The organism is Mesorhizobium sp. P160219 (genome assembly GCF_057786095.1).
In genome coordinates, this window is the sequence record NZ_JBYNWG010000001.1 from 2,012,823 (window position 1) to 2,036,255 (window position 23,433).

General features: G+C 58.7%; 19 protein-coding genes, 3 pseudogenes and 1 other annotated feature. Of the genes and pseudogenes, 19 read left to right on the forward strand and 3 right to left on the reverse strand.

Translation table 11 applies throughout. The features are described from left to right. Positions 1-63 precede the first annotated feature (63 nt). Positions 64-747 carry an IS6 family transposase gene (locus tag AC3EMP_RS09740; RefSeq protein WP_352546293.1) on the forward strand — a complete coding sequence of 228 codons (684 nt, stop codon included), beginning with the start codon at positions 64-66 and terminating at the stop codon, positions 745-747. 47 nt (positions 748-794) lie between these two features. Here AC3EMP_RS09740 and AC3EMP_RS09745 read toward each other — a convergent pair whose 3' ends face one another. Beyond that, positions 795-2,714 (reverse strand): potassium transporter Kup, encoded by a 1,920-nt coding sequence (locus AC3EMP_RS09745; protein ID WP_286487837.1) that lies wholly within the window; start codon positions 2,712-2,714, stop codon positions 795-797. 502 nt (positions 2,715-3,216) lie between these two features. Between AC3EMP_RS09745 and AC3EMP_RS09750 the strand changes: the two are divergent. Next, positions 3,217-4,108: pseudogene (locus AC3EMP_RS09750) on the forward strand (IS3 family transposase); the annotation flags it as partial. Beyond that, positions 3,468-3,584, forward strand: a sequence feature (AL1L pseudoknot). It overlaps the preceding pseudogene by 117 nt. On the opposite strand, the pseudogene AC3EMP_RS09755 reads toward AC3EMP_RS09750, so the two are convergent. After that, positions 4,087-5,534 (reverse strand): annotated as a pseudogene (locus AC3EMP_RS09755) (IS30 family transposase). The pseudogenes AC3EMP_RS09750 and AC3EMP_RS09755 sit on opposite strands and share 22 nt — an antisense overlap. A 30-nt stretch (positions 5,535-5,564) precedes the next feature. On the opposite strand from AC3EMP_RS09755, the pseudogene AC3EMP_RS09760 reads away from it, so the two are divergent. The 3 genes and pseudogenes from AC3EMP_RS09760 to virD4 form a co-directional block, all read left to right on the forward strand. Continuing rightward, positions 5,565-5,867, forward strand: a pseudogene (locus AC3EMP_RS09760) (integrase core domain-containing protein); the annotation flags it as partial. A gap of 299 nt (positions 5,868-6,166) precedes the next feature. After that, on the forward strand, positions 6,167-6,943 hold the full coding sequence (locus AC3EMP_RS09765; RefSeq protein WP_245263145.1) for a hypothetical protein: 777 nt from the start codon (positions 6,167-6,169) through the stop codon (positions 6,941-6,943). Between the two features lie 247 nt (positions 6,944-7,190). Beyond that, positions 7,191-8,936, forward strand: a complete 1,746-nt coding sequence (gene virD4 / locus AC3EMP_RS09770; protein ID WP_023746487.1) for a type IV secretion system ATPase VirD4 — start codon at positions 7,191-7,193, stop codon at positions 8,934-8,936. Positions 8,937-9,625: 689 nt separating this feature from the next. Here the strand turns inward: virD4 and virG are convergent. Then, entirely contained in the window at positions 9,626-10,351 is a 726-nt protein-coding gene (gene virG / locus AC3EMP_RS09775; RefSeq protein WP_023685159.1) for a two-component system response regulator VirG, read from the reverse strand. A gap of 1,291 nt (positions 10,352-11,642) precedes the next feature. Here virG and AC3EMP_RS09780 point away from each other — a divergent pair. The 14 genes from AC3EMP_RS09780 to AC3EMP_RS09845 all read left to right on the forward strand — a co-directional run bounded on the left by AC3EMP_RS09780 (position 11,643) and on the right by AC3EMP_RS09845 (position 23,183). Continuing rightward, complete coding sequence (locus tag AC3EMP_RS09780) at positions 11,643-12,428, forward strand: type IV secretion system lytic transglycosylase VirB1 (protein WP_023724798.1); 786 nt, start codon at positions 11,643-11,645, stop codon at positions 12,426-12,428. A 74-nt stretch (positions 12,429-12,502) separates the two neighbouring features. Beyond that, complete coding sequence (gene virB2, locus AC3EMP_RS09785; protein ID WP_023673707.1) at positions 12,503-12,808, forward strand: pilin major subunit VirB2; 306 nt, start codon at positions 12,503-12,505, stop codon at positions 12,806-12,808. Further along, complete coding sequence (locus AC3EMP_RS09790; RefSeq protein WP_023673706.1) at positions 12,808-13,134, forward strand: type IV secretion system protein VirB3; 327 nt, start codon at positions 12,808-12,810, stop codon at positions 13,132-13,134. The genes virB2 and AC3EMP_RS09790 overlap by 1 nt, the downstream gene beginning before the upstream one ends. Continuing rightward, positions 13,134-15,503: a type IV secretion/conjugal transfer ATPase VirB4 gene (virB4, locus tag AC3EMP_RS09795; protein ID WP_023685155.1), complete on the forward strand. Its 2,370-nt coding sequence runs from the start codon at positions 13,134-13,136 to the stop codon at positions 15,501-15,503. The genes AC3EMP_RS09790 and virB4 overlap by 1 nt, the downstream gene beginning before the upstream one ends. Before the next feature lie 13 nt (positions 15,504-15,516). Further along, on the forward strand, positions 15,517-16,200 hold the full coding sequence (locus AC3EMP_RS09800; RefSeq protein ID WP_023673704.1) for a TrbJ/VirB5 family protein: 684 nt from the start codon (positions 15,517-15,519) through the stop codon (positions 16,198-16,200). Positions 16,201-16,258: 58 nt separating this feature from the next. Continuing rightward, positions 16,259-17,146 carry a type IV secretion system protein gene (locus AC3EMP_RS09805; RefSeq protein ID WP_023673703.1) on the forward strand — a complete coding sequence of 296 codons (888 nt, stop codon included), beginning with the start codon at positions 16,259-16,261 and terminating at the stop codon, positions 17,144-17,146. A 27-nt stretch (positions 17,147-17,173) separates the two neighbouring features. Then, complete coding sequence (locus AC3EMP_RS09810) at positions 17,174-17,332, forward strand: type IV secretion system lipoprotein VirB7 (RefSeq protein ID WP_081726271.1); 159 nt, start codon at positions 17,174-17,176, stop codon at positions 17,330-17,332. Beyond that, positions 17,329-18,042, forward strand: a complete 714-nt coding sequence (locus tag AC3EMP_RS09815; RefSeq protein ID WP_023685154.1) for a type IV secretion system protein VirB8 — start codon at positions 17,329-17,331, stop codon at positions 18,040-18,042. The genes AC3EMP_RS09810 and AC3EMP_RS09815 overlap by 4 nt, the downstream gene beginning before the upstream one ends. Next, positions 18,039-18,923 carry a TrbG/VirB9 family P-type conjugative transfer protein gene (locus AC3EMP_RS09820; protein WP_023673701.1) on the forward strand — a complete coding sequence of 295 codons (885 nt, stop codon included), beginning with the start codon at positions 18,039-18,041 and terminating at the stop codon, positions 18,921-18,923. Before AC3EMP_RS09815 ends, AC3EMP_RS09820 begins: the two co-directional genes overlap by 4 nt. Then, entirely contained in the window at positions 18,916-20,055 is a 1,140-nt protein-coding gene (virB10, locus tag AC3EMP_RS09825; RefSeq protein WP_023724799.1) for a type IV secretion system protein VirB10, read from the forward strand. Before AC3EMP_RS09820 ends, virB10 begins: the two co-directional genes overlap by 8 nt. After that, positions 20,039-21,079, forward strand: coding sequence for a P-type DNA transfer ATPase VirB11 (virB11, locus tag AC3EMP_RS09830; protein ID WP_023673699.1), 1,041 nt, complete (start codon positions 20,039-20,041; stop codon positions 21,077-21,079). Before virB10 ends, virB11 begins: the two co-directional genes overlap by 17 nt. A 723-nt stretch (positions 21,080-21,802) precedes the next feature. Further along, positions 21,803-22,489 (forward strand): response regulator, encoded by a 687-nt coding sequence (locus AC3EMP_RS09835; protein ID WP_023673698.1) that lies wholly within the window; start codon positions 21,803-21,805, stop codon positions 22,487-22,489. 177 nt (positions 22,490-22,666) lie between these two features. After that, on the forward strand, positions 22,667-22,828 hold the full coding sequence (locus tag AC3EMP_RS09840) for a hypothetical protein (protein ID WP_373432818.1): 162 nt from the start codon (positions 22,667-22,669) through the stop codon (positions 22,826-22,828). 13 nt (positions 22,829-22,841) lie between these two features. Then, entirely contained in the window at positions 22,842-23,183 is a 342-nt protein-coding gene (locus AC3EMP_RS09845) for a hypothetical protein (protein WP_023724802.1), read from the forward strand. Positions 23,184-23,433: the final 250 nt, after the last annotated feature.

Below are 23,433 nucleotides of genomic sequence, written 5' to 3' on the forward strand. Positions count from 1 at the left end.
CTTTCCCCCGAGATCATTGCGCACGCGGTATGGCTCTACTTTCGCTTTCCGCTCAGCCTGCGCATGGTTGAGGACATGCTGGCGGCCCGCGGCATCATCGTCACGCATCAGACCGTTCGAAGCTGCGCGCAGAAATTCGGACGGCATTTCGCCCAGGAGATCAATATCAGCCGGCTGCCTGGGCGACAAATGGCATCTCGACGAATGTGTCGTGGCTATCAGTGCAAGAAGCAGTGGCTCTGGCGTGCCGTCGATCAGGACGGCTTCGTCCTCGAAGTGCTGGTACAAAGCCGCCGAAATGCCAAGGCGGCAAAGCGTCTGATGCGCAAGTTGCTGAAAGCTCAAGGGCGGACACCACGGATCATGATCACCGACAAGCTCCGATCCTATGATGCCGCCATGCGCGACCTCATGCCCGGCGTCGAACACCGGTCGCACACAGGCCTGAATAATCGAGCGGAAAATTCGCACCAGCCGACCCGACGACGCCAAAGGATCATGAAACGCTTCAAGTCGGCACGCCAGCTTCAGCGGTTCGTTTCCATCCATGATCCGATTGCCGACCTGCTCACTTTCCCTGCAATGCGCTGTCATCGGCTCAACATCGAGACCTGCGTAACGCTCCCATGCAAATCTGAACAAAATCGCGTGTGTCGCCACAGCGTGACAGCCGTCCCGGCCAGCTATCGCTGCATCAAGCCGCTGAAACTTACAGTGCCGGGCGCGCTGCTACCTGAATTTCCTTAACGCTCATTCAATGTGACAGCACCGATTCTTCTCAACCGCGGCATGCCCTAAATCGCCACCTGCGTGCCGATCTCGACCACACGTCCGGTCGGGATCTGGAAATACTCCGTCGCATCGGCCGCCGAGCGGGCGAGCCCGATGAACAGCTTGTCCTGCCACACCGGCATGCCGGAATTGGGCGATGCCTTGAGCGAGCGCCGCGACAGGAAGAACGACGTCGTCATGATGTCGAACTTCCAGCCCTGCTTGCGGCAGATCGCCAGCGCGCGCGGAATGTTGGGCTGCTCCATATAGCCGAAGGTCAGCGTCACCCGCATGAACAGCTCGTTGACTGTCTCCATCTTGACCCGCTCGCTGTCGGGCACCAGCGGCTGCGGTGCGGTGACCACCGACAGAATGACGTTCTGCTCGTGCAGCACCTTGTAGTGCTTCAGGCTGTGCATCAGCGCTGTCGGCGCGCTTTGCGGATCGCTGGTCAGGAACACGGCGGTGCCGGACACCAGCTGCGGCTTCTTCTTCAGCAGATTGCCGGCGAGGAAATCGAGCGGGATTTCGTTGCGCCGGGTCTTGTCGAACAGATAGCGGCTGCCGCGCACCCAGGTCCACATCGCCAGAACGATGGTGAAGGCCACCGCAAGCGACGCCCAGCCGCCCTCGAACACCTTCACGATGTTGGAGGCAAAGAAGCCGATGTCGATGAAGGCGAACACCGCCGTCATCGCCACCGCCACCCACAGGCGCCATTTCCAAATGCGCGTCATGACGACGAACAGCAGCACCGTCGTCACCAGCATGTTGCCGGTCACCGAGATGCCATAGGCCGAGGCCAGCTTGCTCGATTCGCCGAAACCGACCACCAGCAGCATCACCGCCAGCGCCAGCAACAGATTGACACGTGGCATGTAGATCTGGCCCGACTGCCGTTCCGAGGTGTGCAGGATTTCGAGACGCGGCAGCATATTGAGCTGCACCGCCTGCCTGGTCAGCGAGAAGGCGCCGGAGATCACCGCCTGGCTGGCGATAACCGTCGCGGCGGTTGCCAGCACCACCATCGGGATCAGCGTCCAGCCTTCGTTCATCTCGAAGAATGGGTGGCCGACGTGACCGTTCTTCGCCAGCACGAAAGCGCCCTGCCCAGCATAGTTGAGCAGCAGGCAGGGAAACACGATCCACAGCCAGGCGACCACGATGGGCCTGCATCCGAAATGGCCGAGATCGGCATAGAGTGCTTCGGCGCCGGTGACGGCGAGGAAGATGGCGCCGATGGTCACGAAAGCGACGTCGGGCGAATGGATCAGGAAGGCGACGATGTAGTGCGGGCTCACCGCCCACAGGATTTCTGGATCGGCGATGATGTGGTTGAGACCGGAAAGGCCAATTGCCAGGAACCATACGGCGGTCACCGGGCCGAACACCAATCCCACCCCGCCGGTGCCAAAGCGCTGCACCGCGAACACCATGGCCAGGATGACCAGTGTCAGCGGCACCACATAGGGCTGGAAGGTCGGCGTGACGACGTTCATACCCTCGACAGCCGACAGCACCGAAATCGCGGGCGTGATGACCGCGTCGCCGAAAAACAGCGAGGCGCCGACGATGCCGATGCCCAGGATCACCGCCGACCGCTTGGGGAAACTGCCGCGCGCTAGCGCCATCAGCGACAGCACGCCGCCCTCGCCGCCGTTATCGGCGCGCAGCACGAACATGATGTACTTGATGGTGACGATGATAGTCAGCGACCAGATGATCAGCGACAGCACGCCGAGGATATCGCCGCGCTCGGCGACATTGCCGCCCGACGACGCCACCAGCGCCTCACGGAACGCGTAGATCGGGCTGGTGCCAATATCGCCATAGACAACGCCGAGCGCGCCTAGCATCAGCACCTTGGGGCTTTGCTGTTCGATTGCCGGATGGCTCGACTGTTCGACGGGTTCTGCCTCGCTACCGGTATTGGTAAGGACCATGGACGACACTCCGATAAGGGGCGGCCCTCTACCTTTGCTGCACTGCAATATCAAGTGCCGCGACGTAATGGCTCCGGATGCGGACCGCATTTGTTGCCGCACCGGCGGATTGTCTCATACGAAACCACGATCCCGCTCCCGGGCCATTTCCTCGACGAGACACAGGCTCAAGGGGACCTGAAGGAGGGCCAGACCGGATGGGCGATGATCTGCGGCAGGAAACGATGGCGCTGCTTGTAGCTGACGGCATATCTTTCTCCTTTGTGTGTCTGCCAGACGAGCGGGCGGGCACGGAAGTGGTCGCGCTCTGGCTGCCAGACATACTCGTCCAACCTGATGAAAACCTGACTTGTACACCCAGCCCAAACAGGTGCGAGGGGTCGGTTATTACCAAAGGCTCTGAGGGCTGATTCTCTAGGGTTTCCGCCCAGATTGATCCGTGCCCCTTGTTGTGTTCCGCCCCGGGTTGATCGGAGGCTCCAACTCCTGAGAAGGTGGAACCATGACAAGCAAGGCGACCAACAAGTTCTCTCCCGAGGTCCGGACCCCCCGCGGTGCGGCTGGTTCTGGATCACGAACGCGAGCATACGTCGCGCTGGGCGGCGGTTTCATCGATCGCCGCCAAGATCGGCTGCAAGAAAGCCGAGCGTGACGGCGGCGTGCGCGCCGGAGTTCCCACGGATGCTGCGACGAAACTGAAGGCTCTGGAACGCGAGAGCCGCGAGCTTCGCAGGCCAACGAGAGCAGGGCTTCCGCGTATTTTGCCCAGGCGAAGCTCGACCGCCGGTTCAGGCCACGATCGCGTTCATCGACGATCACCGCAAGGCGCATGGGGTTGAGCCGATCTGCAAGGTGCTGCCGATCGCCCCGTCGACCTACCACGACCATGTCGCCAAGCGCGTCGACCCCTGCCGGCTGTCGGCTCGGGCAAGATGGGATACAGCCTCGAAGCATGAGGTCCGACGGTTTGAGGCGAACTTCCGCGTCTACGGCGTTCGCAAGGTCTGGCGGCGGTTGCGTCGCGAGGGCTTCGACGTCGCCCGCTGCACGGTTGCCCGCTTGATGAAGGCCATGAGCCTCGAAGGCATCGTCCGCCGATCCGCACTACGGTGAGCGACAAGGCCGCACCTTGCCCTCTCGACCACGTCAACCACCAGTTCCACTGCTCCGCGCCGAACATGCTGCGGGTCTCCGACTTCACCTGCGTCGCGACCTGGACGGGCTTCGTCTATGTCGCCTTTGTCATCGACACCTATGCCCGTCGGATCTTCGGCTGGCGGGTGAGCCGGACGGCGCATGCAGCCTTCGTTCTCGATGCCCTGGAACAGGCTCTCGATGATCGGCGGCCCGTGCGGGGAGGCGGGCTCATCCATCACAGCGATAGAGGCAGCCAAGGCGGATTCAACCGGATCGTCGCAACACCGGCATCATACTGTCCCCCAAGGAGTTGGTCGAGGAGTTCGGCAGGTGTTTTCCAGCCGAGCGTTTTGCGCGGTCTTGTGTTGATAGCATGGGCGACTGCGTCCAGTTCCCGGGCTGTGTGCCGACTGAGATCCGTGCCCTTTGGAAAGTACTGTCTCAGCAAGCCGTTGGTGTTTTCGTTGGAGTCTCGCTGCCACGGGCTTGGGGATCGCAGAAGAAAATCTCGAGCCCGGTGTCGATGCGCAGGTCGGCTGCTGCGCCATTTCCGCTCCATGGGCCCAAGTCAGCGACTGACGCAGTTGCTCGGGAAGTTTGCCCATGGATCGGGCTATGGCTCTGCGGACTGCTTCAACGCCGTGGCCGGCAAGTGGTGGACCGTTCTTGATGCGCAGGCTCTGCTGATAGCCATTGCATGCGCGGCAGGTGAAGCACGCATTGTGAAGCGTGAACTTCGTTCCACGAGCGTACCGATCGCCTAGCTTCCGAGGCCAAGGATGAGGTCGCCTTCCCAATGTCCGGGGACAGCCCGATCGGCAATTTCGGCCGGACGGTCGCTTATTATAAGGGCGTCTCCAATGAAGGACTTGTTGCGAACTCGGGCCCGTTCGCGCGGTACGCGCGTTCGGGCGGTACGCGCAACGCTCGGCCTGAACGCAGACATGCGGTCAGTCCTCGGCGCAATGCTCCGCGTCCTTGAATGTACAAGGACTGATAGATCGTCTCGTGGCTGATCCGCATGGTTTGATCCTCTGGGTAATCGATCTGAAGCCGATTTAGCGATCTGCTCGGGGCTCCAGGTTGCCGACCACCTCCGGCTCTGTCGTTTTTTCCACACCCACCTTGGGGCCCTCGAATGAGGCGCCATTGGGGTTGGTGACTTTGCCGGCCAAGCGCTCCTCAACATATTCACGCAGAGCCGGATTGACCGCCAGCTTGCCAGGAGGCCGGCGGGACTCACGATCGGCGTGCCATTGGGCGGCACTGGCCGGTAATCCAGATTGCCGCTACGCGTCGCGGCATTGCGCCTGACCTCCCGCGAGATTGTGCTCGGCGGCCGACCTAGCTTACGAGCAATGGCCCGGATGCCGATCCCCTTGGCAAGCTCAAGCGCAATATCCTCGCGCTCCCGAAAGAAAGATATCGCCCCGAAGGCGGCTTCGCCCACGGCGCCAAATGCGTTGGCGGCATCCCTCCTGTACTCCGAAACCAGCGCGGACCAAGAGGCGTTGATGTACCGGCATCCAGTGCGGCCTCCTCGCTCGAATGTCCCAAGGCAATAGCTTGCCAGAACCGGAAGCGATTCTCACGCTGCCAGGCAGGCGGACGCCCGGGCGAATCCAGCTTCTTTCGAGTGCACCGATCGAAGCGCGTTGGTGAACCGTCATTGCCACCTCCAATCCCTTGGTGTCGCGACGACCGGTTGAATCCGCCCAATACGTCAGCATTCGATACACCGAGCGCTTGGCGGAGGCCGGCGTCGAACCCTCGGTGGGCAGTGCCGGCGACTCTTTCGATAATGCTCTCGTCGAAACGATCAACGGTCTTTACAAGGCCGAGGTGATCCATCGACGCGGACCCTGGCGCTCATTTGAGGCCGTCGAGTTCGCCACGCTCGAATGGGTCGACTGCTTCAACAATCGCCGGCTGCTGGAGCCCATCGGCAACATCCCGCCGGCCGAAGCCGAGGAACGCTACTACGCCATGTTGGATGAACCAGCCATAGCCGCGTAACTCAAACGAAACGGCCTCCGGAAAGCCCGGGGCAGTTCACATCGCATTTGATGCCAGCTTCATCGTATTTTCTTCGGCTTGGACGGGCACTTGGCAGACCCACAGAGCTGGGAACCCTTTGCCATACTACAACTGTAACATCATATCGGTTTAGCAGGTCAAGCTTCGGTGGTAACCTCTGGGTAGAATAACTACTTTGGAGGCGAGCAATGGATCGCGATAACAAACGGGCACGCGCAGCTGCAAGATCATCTCAAGGCGTGGGGAGCAGTAGCCTCCGTGACGTTCCAGAGGGGCCATTGAGCGATGTTGCAGAACGGCTGGTAACCGCTAACCCGCGCGATACAGCGCGAAATCTTGGGGGCTTCAAAGGCCTCGGGACGCACGAGCGAACAGCCGTTCGGGGCACTCAACCCGGGCCAGAAACTGACCTCGCGAGATTTGAAAGGCGGACCAATCGGCTTGGACGATCAGCCATCAATCTGGCCGCGACATTAACAGCCGAATTGGGGTACAGCACGGATGACATAGCATTGCAGAAAGTCGGAGCGGCCAGTAATCTAGGTAATTACCTAACGCCAGGGCTGCAAGATGCTATTGTTAATCGCATTGGCAACATGGATCCGCCGTCGCAAGCTCTCGGAACTTATTACGTTGCGCCACACTTCAGTAAGTTTACTGAGGAAAACAAATCTCGCATTCTTGATCAGGCCATTGGATTGGCTTCTTCTGATCCGGATGGCAATGTCAGAAACATGGCATCCAATGCTATTCTCAACATGTATCACCAGTTCGACGCAAATCAACAGGCCCAAGCTCACTCAGTTTTTCCCGGCATGCAAGACATCTTGCCGCACATGCCGCCGCCGCAGCATGCAGCAGAGGAACGGAGTGCGAATCTGGACGGCCACATAGCAGGTATTGAGGCTGCAGTCCGTGATACAGTAGGCCCGCAAACCTCCTATGAACAGCTGCAGCGGGGTGCTCAAGTCGGGCGGTCCATAAGCCAAGCCTACAATCACGCCCGAGAGGACCTAATGGAGGCCACCAGAAGCAGAGATCGCTCCGGCCGTTGATGTCTCGGCCATGGTACAGTGACGCTTTCTCTCCCGAATTCCGTCTACGGCCTTGCCGTTTCCAATTCGCTGGCCGTTGACGTACCTGCTTAGTGTAACTTTCAAAAACCACGTCTGCCGGGTGATGCGCTGCAAGCATCGCACCACCCACTGCGGCATCGATCTGTCGAGCGGCGACATCGCGCGACGCCGGTTCGGTCTCTGAAGCACGCGCAGCATTAGCTACGGCTAATCCGGCAATGGAACAATGCTTTCAACAAAAACGACGCCCCCCAACATAGCCATTAGCATCGCGTGCTCACTCGCCGTGGGCTTCTGTGCGGCAAGTCTTTACGCAACCTTCCGCCACGGCGGCAGCGGCGAGGCTCTGATGGCGTTTGATGTCCGTGCCTTTTGGTTTGAAACGCCCTTCTATTTGGGTTTCGCAACCCCCGTTTTCTATCGGGGCGCGGCTATCGTGCTCTCGACGTCCGCGGTCGTCTTGCTGATTCAGCAGATCGTATTGCGCCGCAAGCTCGAACACCACGGGACGGCTCGTTGGGCTCGAGTGGATGAAATGCGACGCACGGGATATCTGCGACGATACCGTGGCGTGACAGGGCCGGTGTTTGGGAAGACAAGTGGCCCTTTCTGGCCTGGCTACTACCTGACCAATGGCGAGCAGCCTCACAGCCTCATCGTTGCACCGACCCGCGCTGGCAAGGGCGTCGGCATAGTCATTCCAACGCTACTTACATTCAAAGGCTCGGTGATAGCTCTGGACGTCAAGGGGGAGCTCTTTGAGCTCACCTCGAGGGCGCGCAAAGCCGCAGGTGACGACGTGTTTAAATTCGCGCCGCTGGATTCGGAGCGGCGCACAAACTGCTACAATCCGCTGTTGGATCTTATAGCGCTGCCTCCACAGCAGCAATTCACCGAGGCCCGCCGCTTGGCCGCAAACCTGATTACGGCCAAGGGGGAGGGCGCGGAAGGTTTCGTCAGCGGCGCGCGAGATATCTTTGTCGCGGGAATCCTTGCCTGCATCGAGCGGGGCACGCCAACAATCGGCGCCGTCTACGACCTCTTCGCCCAGCCGGGGGAGAAGTTTAAGCTCTTCGCGCGACTCGCCATGGAGACTCAGAACAAAGAGGCACAACGCATCTTCGACGACATGGCGGGGAACGATACGAAAATCCTAACCTCCTACACTTCCGTGCTCGGCGATGGCGGGCTCAACCTGTGGGCGGATCCCGCTGTAAAGGCGGCCACAAGTCGCTCGGACTTTTCGGTCTATGATCTTCGCCGTCGCAGAACGTGCATCTATCTTTGCGTTGGTCCGAACGACCTTGAGGTGATCGCGCCTTTGATACGCTTGTTTTTTCAGCAAATCGTTTCAATTCTGCAGCGGTCGCTGGCCCGCCGGGATGAAAAGCACGAGGTTCTCTTCCTGCTCGATGAGTTCAAGCACCTGGGTAAGCTGGAGGCGATCGAGACCGCAATCACGACTATCGCGGGCTACAAGGGGCGTTTCATGCTCATCATCCAAAGCCTTTCGGCACTGACGGGGGCTTATGGAGAGGCTGGCAAGCAGAATTTTCTCAGCAATACCGGACTGCAAGTGTTCATGGCCACGGCTGATGACGAGACTCCGAACTACATTTCCAAGGCCATCGGTGAATACACGTTTGAAGCCAAATCGATTTCCCACAGCCAGGCGCGAACGTTCGACTGGACCATTCAGAATTCACATCAAGGTGCACCGCTATTGCGTCCCGAACAGGTTCGGCTGCTCGATGACGACTACGAGATTGTTCTCATCAAAGGTCTGCCACCATTAAAATTGAGGAAGGTGCGTTACTTCTCGGATCGCATTCTGAAACGCATCTTTGAACGCCAGACAGGCGCCCTCCCGGAGCCGGCGCCCTTGACGGGAACAGAGGAGGCGCTCTCCGCCGGATCTCAACTCGATGACCCGCTGTGTGAATTGGCGCAGGACTTTGACGATACAGTTTGATGTGAGGCTGGTGTGGACCCCGCGAAAAACTCCATCCCGTGTAACAGCTTTGTCGCAGGTGCAGGACGCCGGCTTGGAAGAGGGGCAAGCGGGCAAAGCCCGGCGAGTGGGCTTTGAGCAGCACGTGTCCGAGGCGCCCCGGCCGCTGTTCGATGGTCGAGCTGACGAGCCGCCAACCAATCCAGAGGAGCTTCTGCGACTGGAACAGGGGGTCTCGCGAGGTGCTTCAGCGAGGGCAGGATCATCAAGCCGCCTCATCTTTTTTCAGCAACCCAGGATGCCCGATGGACGGGATGACCTCAACAGAAGCGTGTCGGAGGCTTTCGCAAGCTCTGGGACGCCGGAGTTCGGGCCGCCGCCCCCAGTCCTGGCTGCCAGCCAACAGCAGATCCGCCCTTCGCCGGATGAGCTTGACCATGCAACCACCTGCCACCCGAGTGAGTCGTCCCAACAATGAACATCCCACAGCGCTGTTGTGGCCAGCGGAGACGCAGAGGGCCCTGAATGCGCCGCAAGCCGTCGCCATTCAGCAGCAGCTGAGCGAAATCGGCAATTCAGGCGGCCGCGTGCATATGCAGAGAGGGGCTGATGCGATCTCCGGACCGGTAGCTCTCGCCGTAATTGATCAGGCTGGTACTGTTGGAAGGCTTGATCAGCCTCGTCACCCCAATCTCCAGCATAGCTCACTGTCACGCGGCCAACGTGCCTCCGTAGCTAACATCTACGTCAGCGTTGAAGAAGTAGCCTGCGCCACGGGATGTTTTGACCAGGCGAGGGTTGGCCGCATCAGCCTCCAGCTTTCGGCGCAAGCGCATGATTAGGACATCGATACTTCGATCGTACACCTCTTCTCCACGCACACGGCTCGCGAGCAAAAGCCGTTCTCTGGATAGCACGTTGCGGGGGTTCTCCAGAAATGCGATCAAGAGATTGAACTCACATGCGGTAAGCTTGACCTCGCCACGCTCCGCACAGATCAGTCGCCGCTGCTTCACGCTGAGCTTCCAGGCCCCAAAGCGAAATGAGCGCTGCTCTCTGGTTCGCGGACTAGAAATGCGCTGGCGTAGCGCTACTCGAATGCGGGCCAGGAATTCGCGCATCCCGAAAGGCTTGGGAATGAAATCGGTTGCGCCGAGCTCCAGTGCAACCACTTTTTCCGCCTCATCAAGCCGGTCGCCGCTGATCACTATGATAGGAACATCCGATTTTGTCGCCAGATTGCGGACGATCGCAAGTCCATCCTCCCGGCCTAGGTTAAGGTCAACAACCACGAGATCGACTGGCTCACGTGAAAGAACATAGTCAAACTGCTTGCTATCGTGGACTGCGGTTACCTTCAGGGCATGCATCGTGAGATACTCGGCGATGAGGCGCCGCATTGCGGCATCATCGTCAATGACAAGAACATGTTTCAACGGCACACCTTCAATCTTGAATCCCCTTGTCTAAACCTGTTGCCGAGCAACCCTGGGGCACCGACCCAGAACAGCTGCTCCTTGATACCACTCGCCGTTGCGTGCGGCCAATGTGAGGCCGTGCTCGTCCTGTTCTTTTCATCCCCAGCGAATTGACCGCACCAAGGCAGCCCGTGGCCACCAGACAGGTCCAAGCGCCGACATGACCCTGCCGTGTGGTCCTTCGCTTTTTCGCTTCGAGCTCCCCCGTTGGTGCAGGCCTGCCAATATCACTCAAGTTCGACCTCATGGATGCCAAGTTTCCTGCTATGCCCTTGCATCCTGGTCATCCTGGAGTTTGCGGACCTGGATCATCTCGATATCCTCCGGCTCGTGGATCCAGCTCGGACATGGTTGAGCAGCGCGGCGTTTGGCTTGATCGGAGAGGCGGTCGGCGGAAGAAGACCGTGATTCGCTGCAGCGGCCTTGTGCAAAATAGTGCGTCTCCTGCCAAGCCGGCTTCGTCCAAGGTGGCCGGCGGCCTCAAATGCTGTTCGGCGACCGGCAGGTAGCCGGTTGCGGTGAACGTCCGGGCTAACATTTCAGTTACTGCAACTCCTCCATCTTGAGCGTGTCACTATGCTTGTCCATTGCGCCGTCGGACTCCGTCAATGACGTGCGGTTATCTGCCGATTGAACTGTGCATGATCCACCCTTTGGCGGCGGCGGCCGAACAGCTGAACGAGGCTCGCACCAGGATGGGCTGCGCCGCCACGTCTTCCCAGTTGACCCTCGCCGCCGCGGATTTGCGCCTTCGAGCCAGCTTCGCGGACGAGCTCGCGTCTCAAGCAATGATCTGAGTGTGCAGGGCCGCGCATGGCTGCTCTTTAAGGACCGGCAGCATACCGGCAAAGTTGGGCCGCTTTATCGCCTTAGTCGATTCCCCACGGTGATCCCGAGCCTGAACAAGCCCGCCAAGCTCCCCATTTTGTCCTTGGCTTGGCGCTGACAGAAGTACCATCCATGACGCCAAAGTCGTGGCCCACACTCCAGGAGCAACGGACGGCCGGGACGAGCAAAATCCTGTACAGGAGTCATTGTACCAAGACGCTCCGGATGTCGCTGGCTGATCGGGCCCGCGCCACCCACGCATGCGCAAGATGCTTACCCACGCTGATACGAACACGGTCTTTGCTTCAATTGAAACCGAAAAGCTGAACTTGAACATCACACAGTAACAAACCTCCCCGATAAGCGCGTGCCGGACAGGGCCAGAACCCGTCCGGCGGCTTGGAAAGGTAGGTGATAGGGAATGTTTATTGCAGCTTGGCCGCTGGCCGTCGTCCTGTTGACATCCATGTCACTCCCAGCCGAGCCCGCGCCACTTTCCCCGCGTGAGTTCCGCAGCCTGTCGCGCAAATGCGCTCCCTGGGTTGCGCCGTCCACCCTCGCCGCGATTGCCAAGATTGAAAGTGGCTTTGACACGCTGGTGGCTCATGACAACACCACAGGTGAGCAGCTTCGCTGGATAGACCACCTGGAAGCCACGCGGGGCATCAAGGAACGCCTCGAAGCACAACATTCTGTCGATGTTGGATTGATGCAGATAAACAGCAAGAACTTTGCCATGCTCAATCTTACGCCGGAAAGGGCTTTCGAGCCCTGCGCCTCGCTTTCGGCTGCCGCCCACTTGCTTGAAAGCCGGTATGCCGGCGGCACCACTGCTGTGGCACAGCAACTGGCGCTTCGCCGTGCCATCTCGGCCTATAACACGGGCGACGTCACGCGTGGCTTCGCCAACGGTTATGTACGCAAGGTCGAGTCGGCCGCAAAGGACATCTCAAGTCTCCTTGAGCGAACGCTGGAGCCGACTGCTCGAGATGTGCCGCACCTTGAGGCACCCGGTCGGAAAGCCGTGCCGCCTCTGCTCCAGCAGAGCCAACAGGCCAATAGAAAGAAGCAGCCCAACCAAGATTCTTGGGACATTTGGGGCTCGTATCAGCCAGACCGCTCCGGGGCCGATCCCTCCGGTCCGACAGGCAGCCAGGCTGCGAAAGCACGGGAACCCGCGAACCCGAACAAACTCGTATTCGATTGAAACATGGAGATGCAATGATGACGCCACTCAAGATACTTCGTGCGCTTAAAACGCGTGTTCCTTCGCCTTTTTCCATGCTGCGCATGGCGGCTGAATATGTACCGGCCGCTGCTGCAGGCGCGGCGTGGACGGTCTTCTACAGCGGGCCAGCCGCGGCTCAGGTGACCGGAGGGACGGATCCTGCCAAGATGGTCCAGAATATCTGCACGTTCATACTTGGCCCCTTTGGACAATCACTGGCCGTGCTCGGGCTCGTAGCCATCGGTATCTCTTGGATGTTCGGTCGTGCTTCACTTGGCCTGGTTGCGGGTGTCGTTGGAGGGATCGTCATCATGTTCGGGGCCAGCTTCCTGGGCAAGGCGCTCATAGGCGGCGGCTGATGAGCGACCGGTTGGAAGTGAGCACCCTCTATGTGGCGGCGACGCGCCCCGCACTGTTTCTGGGGGTGCCGCTGACGCTGGCCGGATTGCTCATGATGTTGGCTGGGCTTGTTATCATTATCCTTCAGAACCCGCTCTACGAAATCGTTCTCGTGCCACTCTGGTTCGGAGCACGGCTGGTTGTTGAGCGTGACTATAACGCGGCAAGCGTCGTGCTGCTCTATTTGCAGACGGCCGGCAGAAGCGTGGACGGGCCGGTCTGGGGAGGCGCAAGCGTCAGCGCCAATCCGATCAGAGTGCCGAAACGCGGAAGAGGAATGGTGTAATGTTCGGCGCCAGCGGCCGGACCGAGAGGTCTGGCGAGATCTACCTTCCGTATGTTGGTCACGTAAGCGATCAGGTTGTCCTTCTGGAAGACGGATCGATCATGGCCATGGCACATGTGAACGGTGTGCCCTTTGATTTGGAAGACGCTGAGATGCGCAACTCGCGCTGCCGCGCGTTCAACACTCTCTTGCGCAACATCGCCGATGACAATGTCTCGATATACGCTCATCTTGTGAGACACAACGATGTGCCGGCGCCGGCGCCGCGCCAGTTTCAAAGTGCATTCGCTGGCAGTCTGAGCGAGGCCTACGAGCGTCGTGTGCTGTCGGGAAAGCTCTTTCGCAACGATCACTTCCTCACTTTGATCGTGTCCCCCCGCACCGCAATCGGCAAGATCGGCTTGCGGATTGCCAAGTCCCGCAGACGGAATGAGCACGATCTAGCCACCCAAATGCGGAGCCTGGAAGACCTCTGGCACATCACTGCTGGCGCACTCGGCGGTTACGGTCTGCGCCGGTTGGGCATTCGTGAGAAAGGCAACGTGCTCTTCACGGAAATCGGCGAGGCGCTTCGGCTCATGATGACTTGCCGGTTTCTTCCGGTTCCGATGGTTACCGGCTCACTTGGCGCCTCCATCTACACTGACCAGGTCATCTGCGGGAAGCGGGCGCTTGAGATTCGAAGGCCCGGGGATAGCTCCGTCGGATCATTGTTTTCGTTCCGTGAATATCCGGCGACGACGCGGCCGGGCATGCTAAATTCCTTGCTGTCCGCCAACTTCCCGCTTGTCCTGAGCCAGAGCTTTTCCTTCCTCACTCGCCCACAAGCTCATGCCAAACTAAGCCTTAAGTCCAGCCAGATGACGAGTGCCGGCGACAAGGCTCTCACCCAGATCAATGAACTTGCCGAGGCAGAGGACGCACTGGCAAGCAACGAATTCGTGATGGGTTCGCATCATCTGAGCCTGTGCGTCTATGCCGACAGCCTCAATAGCCTTGCAGATCGCGCAGCAAGTGCCCGCGCACGGCTGGCCGACGCGGGCGCCGTTATCGTCCAAGAGGGCATCGGCATGGAGGCCGCATATTGGTCCCAACTTCCGGGGAACAACAGGTGGCGCACGCGCCCGGGGGCGATCACCTCACACAATTTTGCCGGGCTCGTCTCATTTGAGAACTTCCCAAGCGGTTCCAGTTCCGGCCACTGGGGCAATGCTGTTGCGCGCTTTCGCACAAACGGTGGAACTTCTTTCGACTACATCCCCCATGAGAATGACGTCGGCATGACGGCAATATTCGGGCCCGTTGGCAAAGGCAAGACGACGCTGATGACCTTTGTCCTCGCGATGCTTGAGCAAAGCTTGGTCGATCGCAATGGTGCGATCGTCTTCTTCGACAAGGATCGGGGTGGTGAACTGCTGGTGCGAGCCACGGGAGGGACATATCTTGCGTTGCGCAGAGGCGCTCCGAGCGGCTTGGCCCCTCTGCGTGGACTGGACAACACCTCCGCCTCCCGGGACTTTCTGCGCGAGTGGTTGATGGCCCTGATCGAGAGTGACGGCCGTGGTCCGATCTCGCCGGAGGAAAGCCGTCGGCTGGAACGCGGCATTGTTCGTCAGCTTTCGTTCGAACCCCCTATGCGCTCACTTGCGGGCCTGCGCGAGTTCCTATTGCACAGCCCCTCCGAGGGCGCAGGAGCACGGCTGCAGCGGTGGTGTAGAGGGGGGGCGCTTGGATGGGCCTTTGACGGCGACGTGGACGAAGTAAGGCTGGATGCCTCCATTACGGGCTTCGACATGACGCAGCTCCTGGAATATGAGGAGGTCTGTGCACCGGCCGCCGCATACCTTCTGCATCGAGTGGGCGCTATCGTCGATGGTCGTCGGTTCGTCATGAGCTGCGACGAATTTCGATTCTATCTACTCAACCCCCAATTCTCGGCCGTTATCGACAAGTTCTTGCTCACGGTCCGCAAAAACAACGGCATGTTGATACTCGCAACGCAGCAGCCTGAACACGTTCTGGAATCGCCTCTCGGAGCTAGTCTCGTTGCGCAATGTATGACGAAAATTTTCTACCCATCACCGACGGCGGACCGCTCTGCGTATGTCGATGGCTTGAAGTGCACTGCGCAGGAGTTCGAGGCAATCCGCCAGGGAATGGCAATCGGCAGCCGCAAGTTTTTGCTCAAGCGCGATAGCGGGAGTATTGTTTGCGAATTCGATCTTGGGCAGATGCGCGAGTACGTAGCCGTACTCTCGGGGCGGGCCAACACAGTGCGCTTTGCCGACCAGCTTCGTAACCAGCACGGAGACGCCCCAAGTGGGTGGCTCGACAAGTTCATGGCCCGGTACCACGAAGTTCAAGACTGACGGAGGAATATTCATGAAATTTGCCAAACTTGCAGTAACGACCCTTGCTGCTTCCCTTCTGCTTCACGGACAGGCCCGTTCGCAATTTATCGTCAGCGACCCTGTAACAGAAACACAAGCGACCTTAACAGCGCTTTCCAATGCGGCGATCCTTGAGAGGTCAATCGAGACGCTCGCTACCACGATTGAAATGGTGACAATTCTAACGTCGTCATTCGCTGTCACGGGACTGCTAAGCTCACTTAACCAAGGAAATCACTACCCGTCGAGCAATAAGCTGGAGGAGCAGATGTTTGATGCTCGGGCGCCAGCTTCGATTATGGCCCGTAACATTGCGAAGGACCCAAATCGGATAGTCAACGGCACCGATTCAGAAGCGAAACTGTTACAGGGACAAATCGCCGGGGCCGCCAATGCCGCAGCTATTGCAGCCGACACTTTGGGCATGATGGACAAGCGCCTTAAGGATAACGCCGGCACGCTTGGTCAGCTTTCCCGCTCGGGAAATATTATGCAGGCCACCGTGACCAACGGTCTGGTCCTCAAGCAGATTCACGATGCGATGATCCAAAATGTCCAGGCCACGAGTCTGCTGACAATGGCCACTGCACAAGGGAGCCTTCACGCCGTGGAGGAGGCCGCCACGCAGCGTCGCGAACATCAGGACACCGCTAATATGTTTAGCATCCTCCCGTAAACCACACAGAGTTCATCAGGCTCAGCTGCGCTGATCAGGGACACATCAGGCTCACGCCATGAATTTTAAAATTCCCGCGCCATTCACGACTATACACACGATCTTTCATGGGGCCTTCACGTCCGGGCTGCACAAAGTGCTTGAAAACGTCCAAGCGGCGGTCAGTGCGCCTCTGGTTGCGTGTGTCACGCTCTGGATAATAATCCAAGGCTGTCTGGTCATGCGTGGTCAAGTCGATGCGCGCGGGGGTATCTCGCGCGTAATCATGGTGTCGATTGTCGTCGCCCTTATCTTAGGGCAGGCCAACTATCAGCAGTACATTGAAGCGCTCTTCGACGACACGATTCCGAGGTTGGCTCACGACATCAGTGGCAGCGACTTGCCCTTCATCGGAATCCCCCAGAAGCTCGATCTTATGTTTGCTTCAAGCCAGTATGTCTTTCAGCTGATTGCTTCCGAAATTGGGCCTATGAACGGCCAGGACATACTTGCTTTCGAGGGAGCGCAATGGATTTTCTACGGCGCGCTGTGGACAGCGTTCGAGATCTACGATGCCGTTGGAATTCTGACGAAGGTGCTCTTGACGATCGGCCCCCTGGTCCTTGTAGGCTACCTTTTTGATCACACTCGAGACATAGCCACCAGATGGATCGGCCAACTGCTCTCGTACGGGCTGCTGCTTCTCCTCCTCAACATCGTTGCAACGATAGTAATCGCTGCCGAAGCAGTCTCGCTGGCAGCCATGCTTTTGATGATCAAATTCTCGGGCACGACAGCAGCCAAGATCATCGGGCTTTACGAGCTCGACATGCTTTTCCTAGCTGGTGACGCTCTGATCGTCGCGCTTCCGACGATCGCCAGCAGCATCGCCGGCGGCTCTTGGGGAGGTGCGAACCGACCTCTTAACAGCCTCAATCGCCACTTTGCCAAAACGGCGGGTGCTTAATCAATCGACAAGCTCGGTGCCAAAAACATGAAATATTGCCTACTTCTGTCAATCCTCGCTTTGGCCGCCTGCAAGACGAGCCATGGGCTTGCGACATGCGCGGGTGCCCCATTCCAACTGAACGTGGGACAATGGGAAACCACCCCTGAGGATCTTCGGGTCGAATGCGCGGAAGAGCCAAAGTGAAAGTTCCTGAACATGCCCTTCTGGTGGAGAGAGAAACGCTAGCCGCCCACTATAAGAAGGTGGAAGCGTTTCAAACTTCACGAGCGAAGTCTGCGCGGCGCCTGTCAAAGGCCCTGATAGCCTTTGCCGCAGCGGCGGTCCTAGGAAATGTTGCCCAGGCATTTACCATTGCTGCCATGGTCCCGTTGGCCAAGCTCGTACCTGTGTTCCTCTGGGTCCGGCCGGATGGGACCGTCGACAGCGAAGTGTCAGTCTCTCGACTGCCGGCAACCCAAGACCGAGCCGTCATAAATGCTTCGCTGTGGGAATATGTACGCCTGCGCGAGGGGTACACAGCAGATACAGCCCAATACGCCTATGACCTCGTATCCAGTTTCAGCGCGCCGGCTGTGCGACAGCAATATCAAGATTTCTTCAACTATCCCAATCCCACCTCGCCGCAAGTCACGGTCGGCAAACGCGGCAAGCTCGAGGTCGGGCATATTTCTTCAAACGACATCAGTCCGGACGTTCAACAGATCCGTTACAAACGTTCGCTTGTTGTCGATGGGCAGATGCCGATAGTGACCACCTGGACAGCTACCATCCGCTACGAGCGCTTGACGGGTCTGCCTGGGCAATCGAGGCTCACCAATCCGGGAGGTCTACTCGTCACTTCCTATCAAAGCTCGGAAGATAGCGTATCGAACCTGGGCTATGTGCAGCCATGACAAAAAGAGCGTTTCTCGCGCTGGTCTGTTCACTCTTCTTAACGATGGAAGCGTCCGCGGAAGACACACCACTTGCCGGCAAGCACGATGCGCGCATGCGCTACCTGGCTTACCGTCCTGACGAAGTGGTGCGCCTGTCTACCGCAGTGGGGGCAACGCTGGTTGTCACATTCGCGGCCAACGAGACAGTCGCAGCCGTGGCCGTTTCCAATAGCAAAGACCTGGCTGCCCTCCCGCGCGCCAACTATCTCTTTTTTAAGGCTAGCCGGATGCTCCCGCCGCAGCCGGTCGTCGTGCTGGCCGAGAGTGAGTCCGGTACACGGAGATACGTCTTCAGTATTTCAACGAGAGCGATGCCAAAACTCGATGAGCAGCAACCTGACCTATACTACAGCGTGCAGTTCACCTATCCTGCTGATGAGGCTGCTGCTCAGAGAAAGGACGCAGAAAGGCGCTCGATTCTTGGTCAGGCCCGGGCGAAAGTGCTGCGCGACGAGAGAGTTCAGGATTTGTTGAATCGGCCCGCCGCAACTACCAGTCCGGACGAAAGCAATTTTCACTACGTCGCAAAGGGCGATCGATCGCTGGCGCCGCTGGAAGTTTTCGATAATGGCTTTACCACCGTATTTGGCTTCGCAAGCAATTCCCGCATACCCTCCCTCTACATTATCAATCCCGACGGCAAGGAAGCCGCTGCCAATTACACGGTCAAAGGAGACTATGTTGAAGTATCCGCAGTCGCCCGGGAATGGCGTCTGAGAGATGGCAATACGGTCTTGTCCATTTTCAACAGGGCTTATGACCCTGTGGGACGAGCGCCAGGGACCGGTACAGTGACACCCGACGTGTGGCGCGTTTTGAAAGGCCCGGCCGATGAATGAAACCGGCCCACAGTCGGGACAAGATGTCCATGCCTCAGGATCGATGGTCTCGGAGCCGGCCCGCCGGCATGTTTCGGGATTGCAGAAGTTGGCCGTCGCTGCTCTCGTTCTCATCTCATCTCTATCGCTCATCTGGCTCGGCGGTCGTCCCAGCACACAAGACGAGCCAACTCAGCCAAAACCTCCAATTGTCGCCGACGCCGAGCCATTCCGCCCCGTGCCGATTGAGATTGCTCCCGAAGCTCCAGCACCCGTACAGGCGGCGCAGGCAGGAGATCCTGCGCCATCCACGCCGCCTCCGACGCCAGCTGATCCGCCGCCGGAGGAAACACCAATTTTCGCCTACAGTGGCAGCGGTCAAATGCCCAACGACGGTCAGCGGAGCGAAGACAACCATAGGGATGCTCCCGCGACCTCGCATGAGATTTCAGACGCTGGCGATCTGACGGGGCGATTGAAACCAGATATACAGGAGCCAAGCCGGGCCACACTTTTGCCGCACCCTGATCTCGTGATTACCCAAGGAACGATAATTCCCTGCATTTTGCAAACGGCAGTCGACACAAATTTACCGGGTTATGTGAAGTGCGTCTTACCTAAAGACGTCCGCGGCGCCACCAACAACGTGGTGCTTTTGGATCGCGGGACGACCGTGATTGGCGAGATCCAGCGTGGTCTCCAACAGGGGGATGCGCGTGTCTTCGTGCTGTGGACGCGCATCGAAACGCCTGACCATGCCCTCGTTTCGCTAGCGTCGCCGGGCGCTGACGAGCTCGGCCGCTCCGGAATGCCTGGCACGGTGGATAATCACTTCTGGCAGCGCTTTGGCGGAGCAATGCTCATGAGCGTCATTCAAGGCGCGTTTCAGGCCGCCGGTCAATACGCTGGCAGCTCAGGTGGAGGAAGCGGCATCAACAGCTTCCAGAGCAACGCCGGACAAGCCGTTGACACGACCCTTAGAGCAACGATCAACGTTCCGCCAACTCTGAAGAAAAACCAGGGAGATGCTGTATCCATCTTTGTGGCTCGGGACCTCGATTTCTCAGATGTATACGATCTTAGACCGATCGCCGTGGCGCCAGCCCCCCAACATCGCCAACGCCGGAGAGACAACAATGCGACCGGAGGCTGACCCCCAATTGCGTTTGCTTCTCAACCCTGTTTTGAAATGGCTTGAGGAGCCAAGGACCGAAGAGGTCGCTATCAACCGGCCTGGGGAAGCCTTTGTCCGACAGGCCGGCGTTTTCACGAAACATCCGCTGCCGCTATCTTATGACGATCTGGAGGACATCGCGATCCTCGCTGGAGCGCTGCGCAAGCAAGATGTCGGACCGCAAAGCCCCCTCTGTGCGACTGAGCTGCCGAACGGAGAGCGGCTGCAGATCTGTTTGCCGCCCGCTGTTCCCTCAGGAACAATAAGCCTGACGATACGGCGTCCCTCAAGTCGTGTGACCGAACTCAAGGAAGTTTCTTCTCGCTACGAATACTCGCGTTGGAATCAATGGCGGTCACGAAAGGAGCGCCAAGAGCGGCAGGACGAAACGATTCTTCAGCACTACGACCATGGTGACTTGGAGCAATTTTTGCGAGCATGCGTTTGCGGGCGGCTCACGATGCTGCTTTGCGGACCTACTGGAAGCGGCAAAACGACAATGAGCAAGACTTTGATCAACGCTATACCCCCGCAAGAGAGGCTGATAAGTATCGAGGACACGCTCGAACTTGCAATCCCGCACGAGAACCATGTCCGATTACTCTATCCGAAGGACCGAGCAAGCGTAGGTGCGGTGACAGCCGAGCAACTGTTGCAAGCCAGCTTGCGCATGCGCCCTGATCGAATATTGCTTGGCGAGATGCGCGATGATGCTGCTTGGGCCTACCTTAGCGAAGTCGTCTCCGGCCATGCGGGATCAATATCAACGATTCATGGGGCGGATCCGGTCCAAGGCTTTAAAAAGCTCTTTTCACTCGTCAAGAGCAGCCCGCAAGGAGCTGCTGTGGAAGACCACACGCTTCTTGACCTGCTGTCGGCTGCCATTGACGTCATTGTGCCGTTCAGTACCCACGGCGACGTGTATGAGGTGGGGGAGGTGTGGCTCGCCGCCGATGCCCGGCGACGCGGAGAGACAGTAGCCGACCTTCTTAACAAGCACTAAGGCTAGAGCTAGAGCACGTCGGGGATCGGTAAGTCGTTTGTGATACGATGGCGTAATTTGTTCAGATTGAACGTCCACTTTGATTTGAAGGAGGTGGATAATGGGAGGAGGACTGGGCGTAGACCTTCGGTCACAAGTCTGAAGTCTTCGGGCGCCCTGTCGGCGCGGCAAGTCGCGGCACGATTCGACTGGGTGTATCGAGCGCGTCCGCTGAATTGCGCGGGCGACGCTCACCGATCTGGTGCCGATGCCTGCTTCAAAAGCGGCATCGACACCCGGCAGGTCGTACCCTTGATTTAGCTAGCCGCGCTCAATGAATGTCTTCAAAGCCGCCGAACGTGGTTCGGAATGACCGGTGGTAAATCGGGAAGTGCCATATAGGGAATCTCCTGGTATTGCCTCCAGGGGGTCCTCTCAATGAACAAAGCCGCAACCTGCCCTTGCGACCTCAGCTGGAGTTTGCGACGCAACCCATAGGAGGATCGATGCGCAGAGAAATCGCAGGCAGAGTCGGTGGCATTGTGGGCTGGCCGACCGACGGTTTCAGCCCGTCAACAGGTCTTCACGTGTTCCATCCCCGACTATTGCAGGCGTGCGGCTTGCATGCTCCCGCGATCACCCATCGGAAAGAGCGTTACGAACACTACGAAGAGTTGCGCGACTTCCGCTGTCGCCCCGGTCTTACAGCGGACGGTGACCTGTCCGACCTTGATAGGACGTGAAATGCGAACGCTGCTCATTGATCATCATGTGGATCTTACGCGCGCTGTGCGAGTTGCGCTCGGGGATAGCGGTTTTGCCGTTGATGTAGTTGGCAACCTGGAACAGGCATCGAGGGCATTTTGTTGCGCAACCTATGAAATTCTCCTGCTGGAGTTGGCTCTGCCAGATGGCGATGGCTTGGGCTGGCTGAGACAGCTAAGGAGCAACGGGCATTCAGTTCCAACCCTCATTATGAGTAGCATCAACGATCTCGAGAAGCGGATTGCAATTTTCAACGGTGGCGCGGACGACTTTCTGCTCAAGCCCGTCTCTTTCGATGAGCTCATCGCCAGAATGAGAGCCATTCTGCGCCGGTCGACACAGGTGACCGACCCCATCGTTGTATTTGGCAATCTCAATTTCGATCCGATCGGCCGACAGGTTTCCGTCTCGGGTCATCCTCTGAAGATCGCACGCCGCGAACTATGTATTTTAGAGCATCTGCTTATCCGTGCAGGCCGCATCGTGCCTCGTGCGCAGTTGGAAGATCACCTCTATTCGTTCAACGACGAGGTATCTGCCAACGCGCTTGAAGTCGGAATTTATCGCTTACGTGGACACCTGAGAAGGTCAGGTGCAACGCCACGTATCACGACCATGCGCGGCATTGGTTACATTCTTGAATTGACTGAGGCGGCATCCGCATAGTTGGTCTAAATTGAAAGAACAGACTGCCTGCCCGTCGTCAGGGTGAGCTTGTGGCCATAATGGACATCGCGGCCGCCCTTGACGATGGTGTCGGCATGCGGTTCGAACGGCTCTGTCGCAAACCTTTTTGTAAGCGAGCATGGCAAGAAAAACGCCTCAGCTGTGGAGGAGCACGTGATGTTCAAGGGCCGCCATTTCGACCAGGCTATCGGCTTCAAGTCGCATGCGAACGACGTGGTTATCCTCTCCGGCATCGAGATGATCCACATGATGGGCAAGCGACAGGCGAGGTATGCCTACAAGGCTGTCGATCGCTGTTTCGATCTCCTCGCTGCCTGACGGACAGGCCGAAATGGCCGTTCACAACCCCATTTCCAGGTTTGCGACAGAGCCTTTTGTCGGCGTTGCCGGCTTCGAAGGGCCGGTGCGCGCCGAGCGGATCAAGATCACCCCCGGCCACCTTGCTGCGGCCACTCGCCGAGTACGAAGCGGCGGCCGGAGGGAGCTGGTGATGGCGACCCTAGATCATGACCTGCTGATCGCAATCCTGGATCGGCTGAAGTTGACGGCGATCCGCGACCAGCTCGACACGCTCATGTCGAGCAAGATCGCGCAGTTCCCGTTTGTCCGCGAACTCGACGGCTTCGGCTTCGACGCGCAGCCATCGGTCTGCTTCAGCCAAACGTATTCATAGGTATGGGACAGGCTGCTATGTCCGCCACCCACGCCTGCTCCGAGGCCCTCCAGGGCAATGGTCTGAGACCTGGGCTCAAGCCCTTCGGCGAGGAGGATGAGACGCCGCTGGAGCTCGGGTGCAAGCGCTGCAACGCCCGCTCCGAGGCCCCACAAGGCCGTAGCGCAGTCGTCGGGGTCACGAGGCCCCTCGGCCATGACGACGAGACGCTGCTGGAGCCCGGTTGCAAGGGCTGCCACAGATGGCCTGA

Bases quoted from the DNA above. Each gene is read 5' to 3' on its own strand.
- AC3EMP_RS09740 (WP_352546293.1), top strand. From the start codon at position 64: ATGGTTGAGGACATGCTGGCGGCCCGCGGCATCATCGTCACGCATCAG.
- virB4 (WP_023685155.1), top strand. From the start codon at position 13,134: ATGTTCGGCGCCAGCGGCCGGACCGAGAGGTCTGGCGAGATCTACCTT.
- AC3EMP_RS09835 (WP_023673698.1), top strand. From the start codon at position 21,803: ATGCGAACGCTGCTCATTGATCATCATGTGGATCTTACGCGCGCTGTG.
- AC3EMP_RS09820 (WP_023673701.1), top strand. From the start codon at position 18,039: ATGACAAAAAGAGCGTTTCTCGCGCTGGTCTGTTCACTCTTCTTAACG.
- AC3EMP_RS09780 (WP_023724798.1), top strand. From the start codon at position 11,643: ATGTTTATTGCAGCTTGGCCGCTGGCCGTCGTCCTGTTGACATCCATG.
- AC3EMP_RS09845 (WP_023724802.1), top strand. From the start codon at position 22,842: ATGGCCGTTCACAACCCCATTTCCAGGTTTGCGACAGAGCCTTTTGTC.
- AC3EMP_RS09810 (WP_081726271.1), top strand. From the start codon at position 17,174: ATGAAATATTGCCTACTTCTGTCAATCCTCGCTTTGGCCGCCTGCAAG.
- AC3EMP_RS09745 (WP_286487837.1), bottom strand. From the start codon at position 2,714: ATGGTCCTTACCAATACCGGTAGCGAGGCAGAACCCGTCGAACAGTCG.
- virB11 (WP_023673699.1), top strand. From the start codon at position 20,039: ATGCGACCGGAGGCTGACCCCCAATTGCGTTTGCTTCTCAACCCTGTT.
- virB10 (WP_023724799.1), top strand. From the start codon at position 18,916: ATGAATGAAACCGGCCCACAGTCGGGACAAGATGTCCATGCCTCAGGA.
- AC3EMP_RS09840 (WP_373432818.1), top strand. From the start codon at position 22,667: ATGTTCAAGGGCCGCCATTTCGACCAGGCTATCGGCTTCAAGTCGCAT.
- AC3EMP_RS09805 (WP_023673703.1), top strand. From the start codon at position 16,259: ATGAATTTTAAAATTCCCGCGCCATTCACGACTATACACACGATCTTT.
- AC3EMP_RS09800 (WP_023673704.1), top strand. From the start codon at position 15,517: ATGAAATTTGCCAAACTTGCAGTAACGACCCTTGCTGCTTCCCTTCTG.
- AC3EMP_RS09790 (WP_023673706.1), top strand. From the start codon at position 12,808: ATGAGCGACCGGTTGGAAGTGAGCACCCTCTATGTGGCGGCGACGCGC.
- virB2 (WP_023673707.1), top strand. From the start codon at position 12,503: ATGCTGCGCATGGCGGCTGAATATGTACCGGCCGCTGCTGCAGGCGCG.
- virD4 (WP_023746487.1), top strand. From the start codon at position 7,191: ATGCTTTCAACAAAAACGACGCCCCCCAACATAGCCATTAGCATCGCG.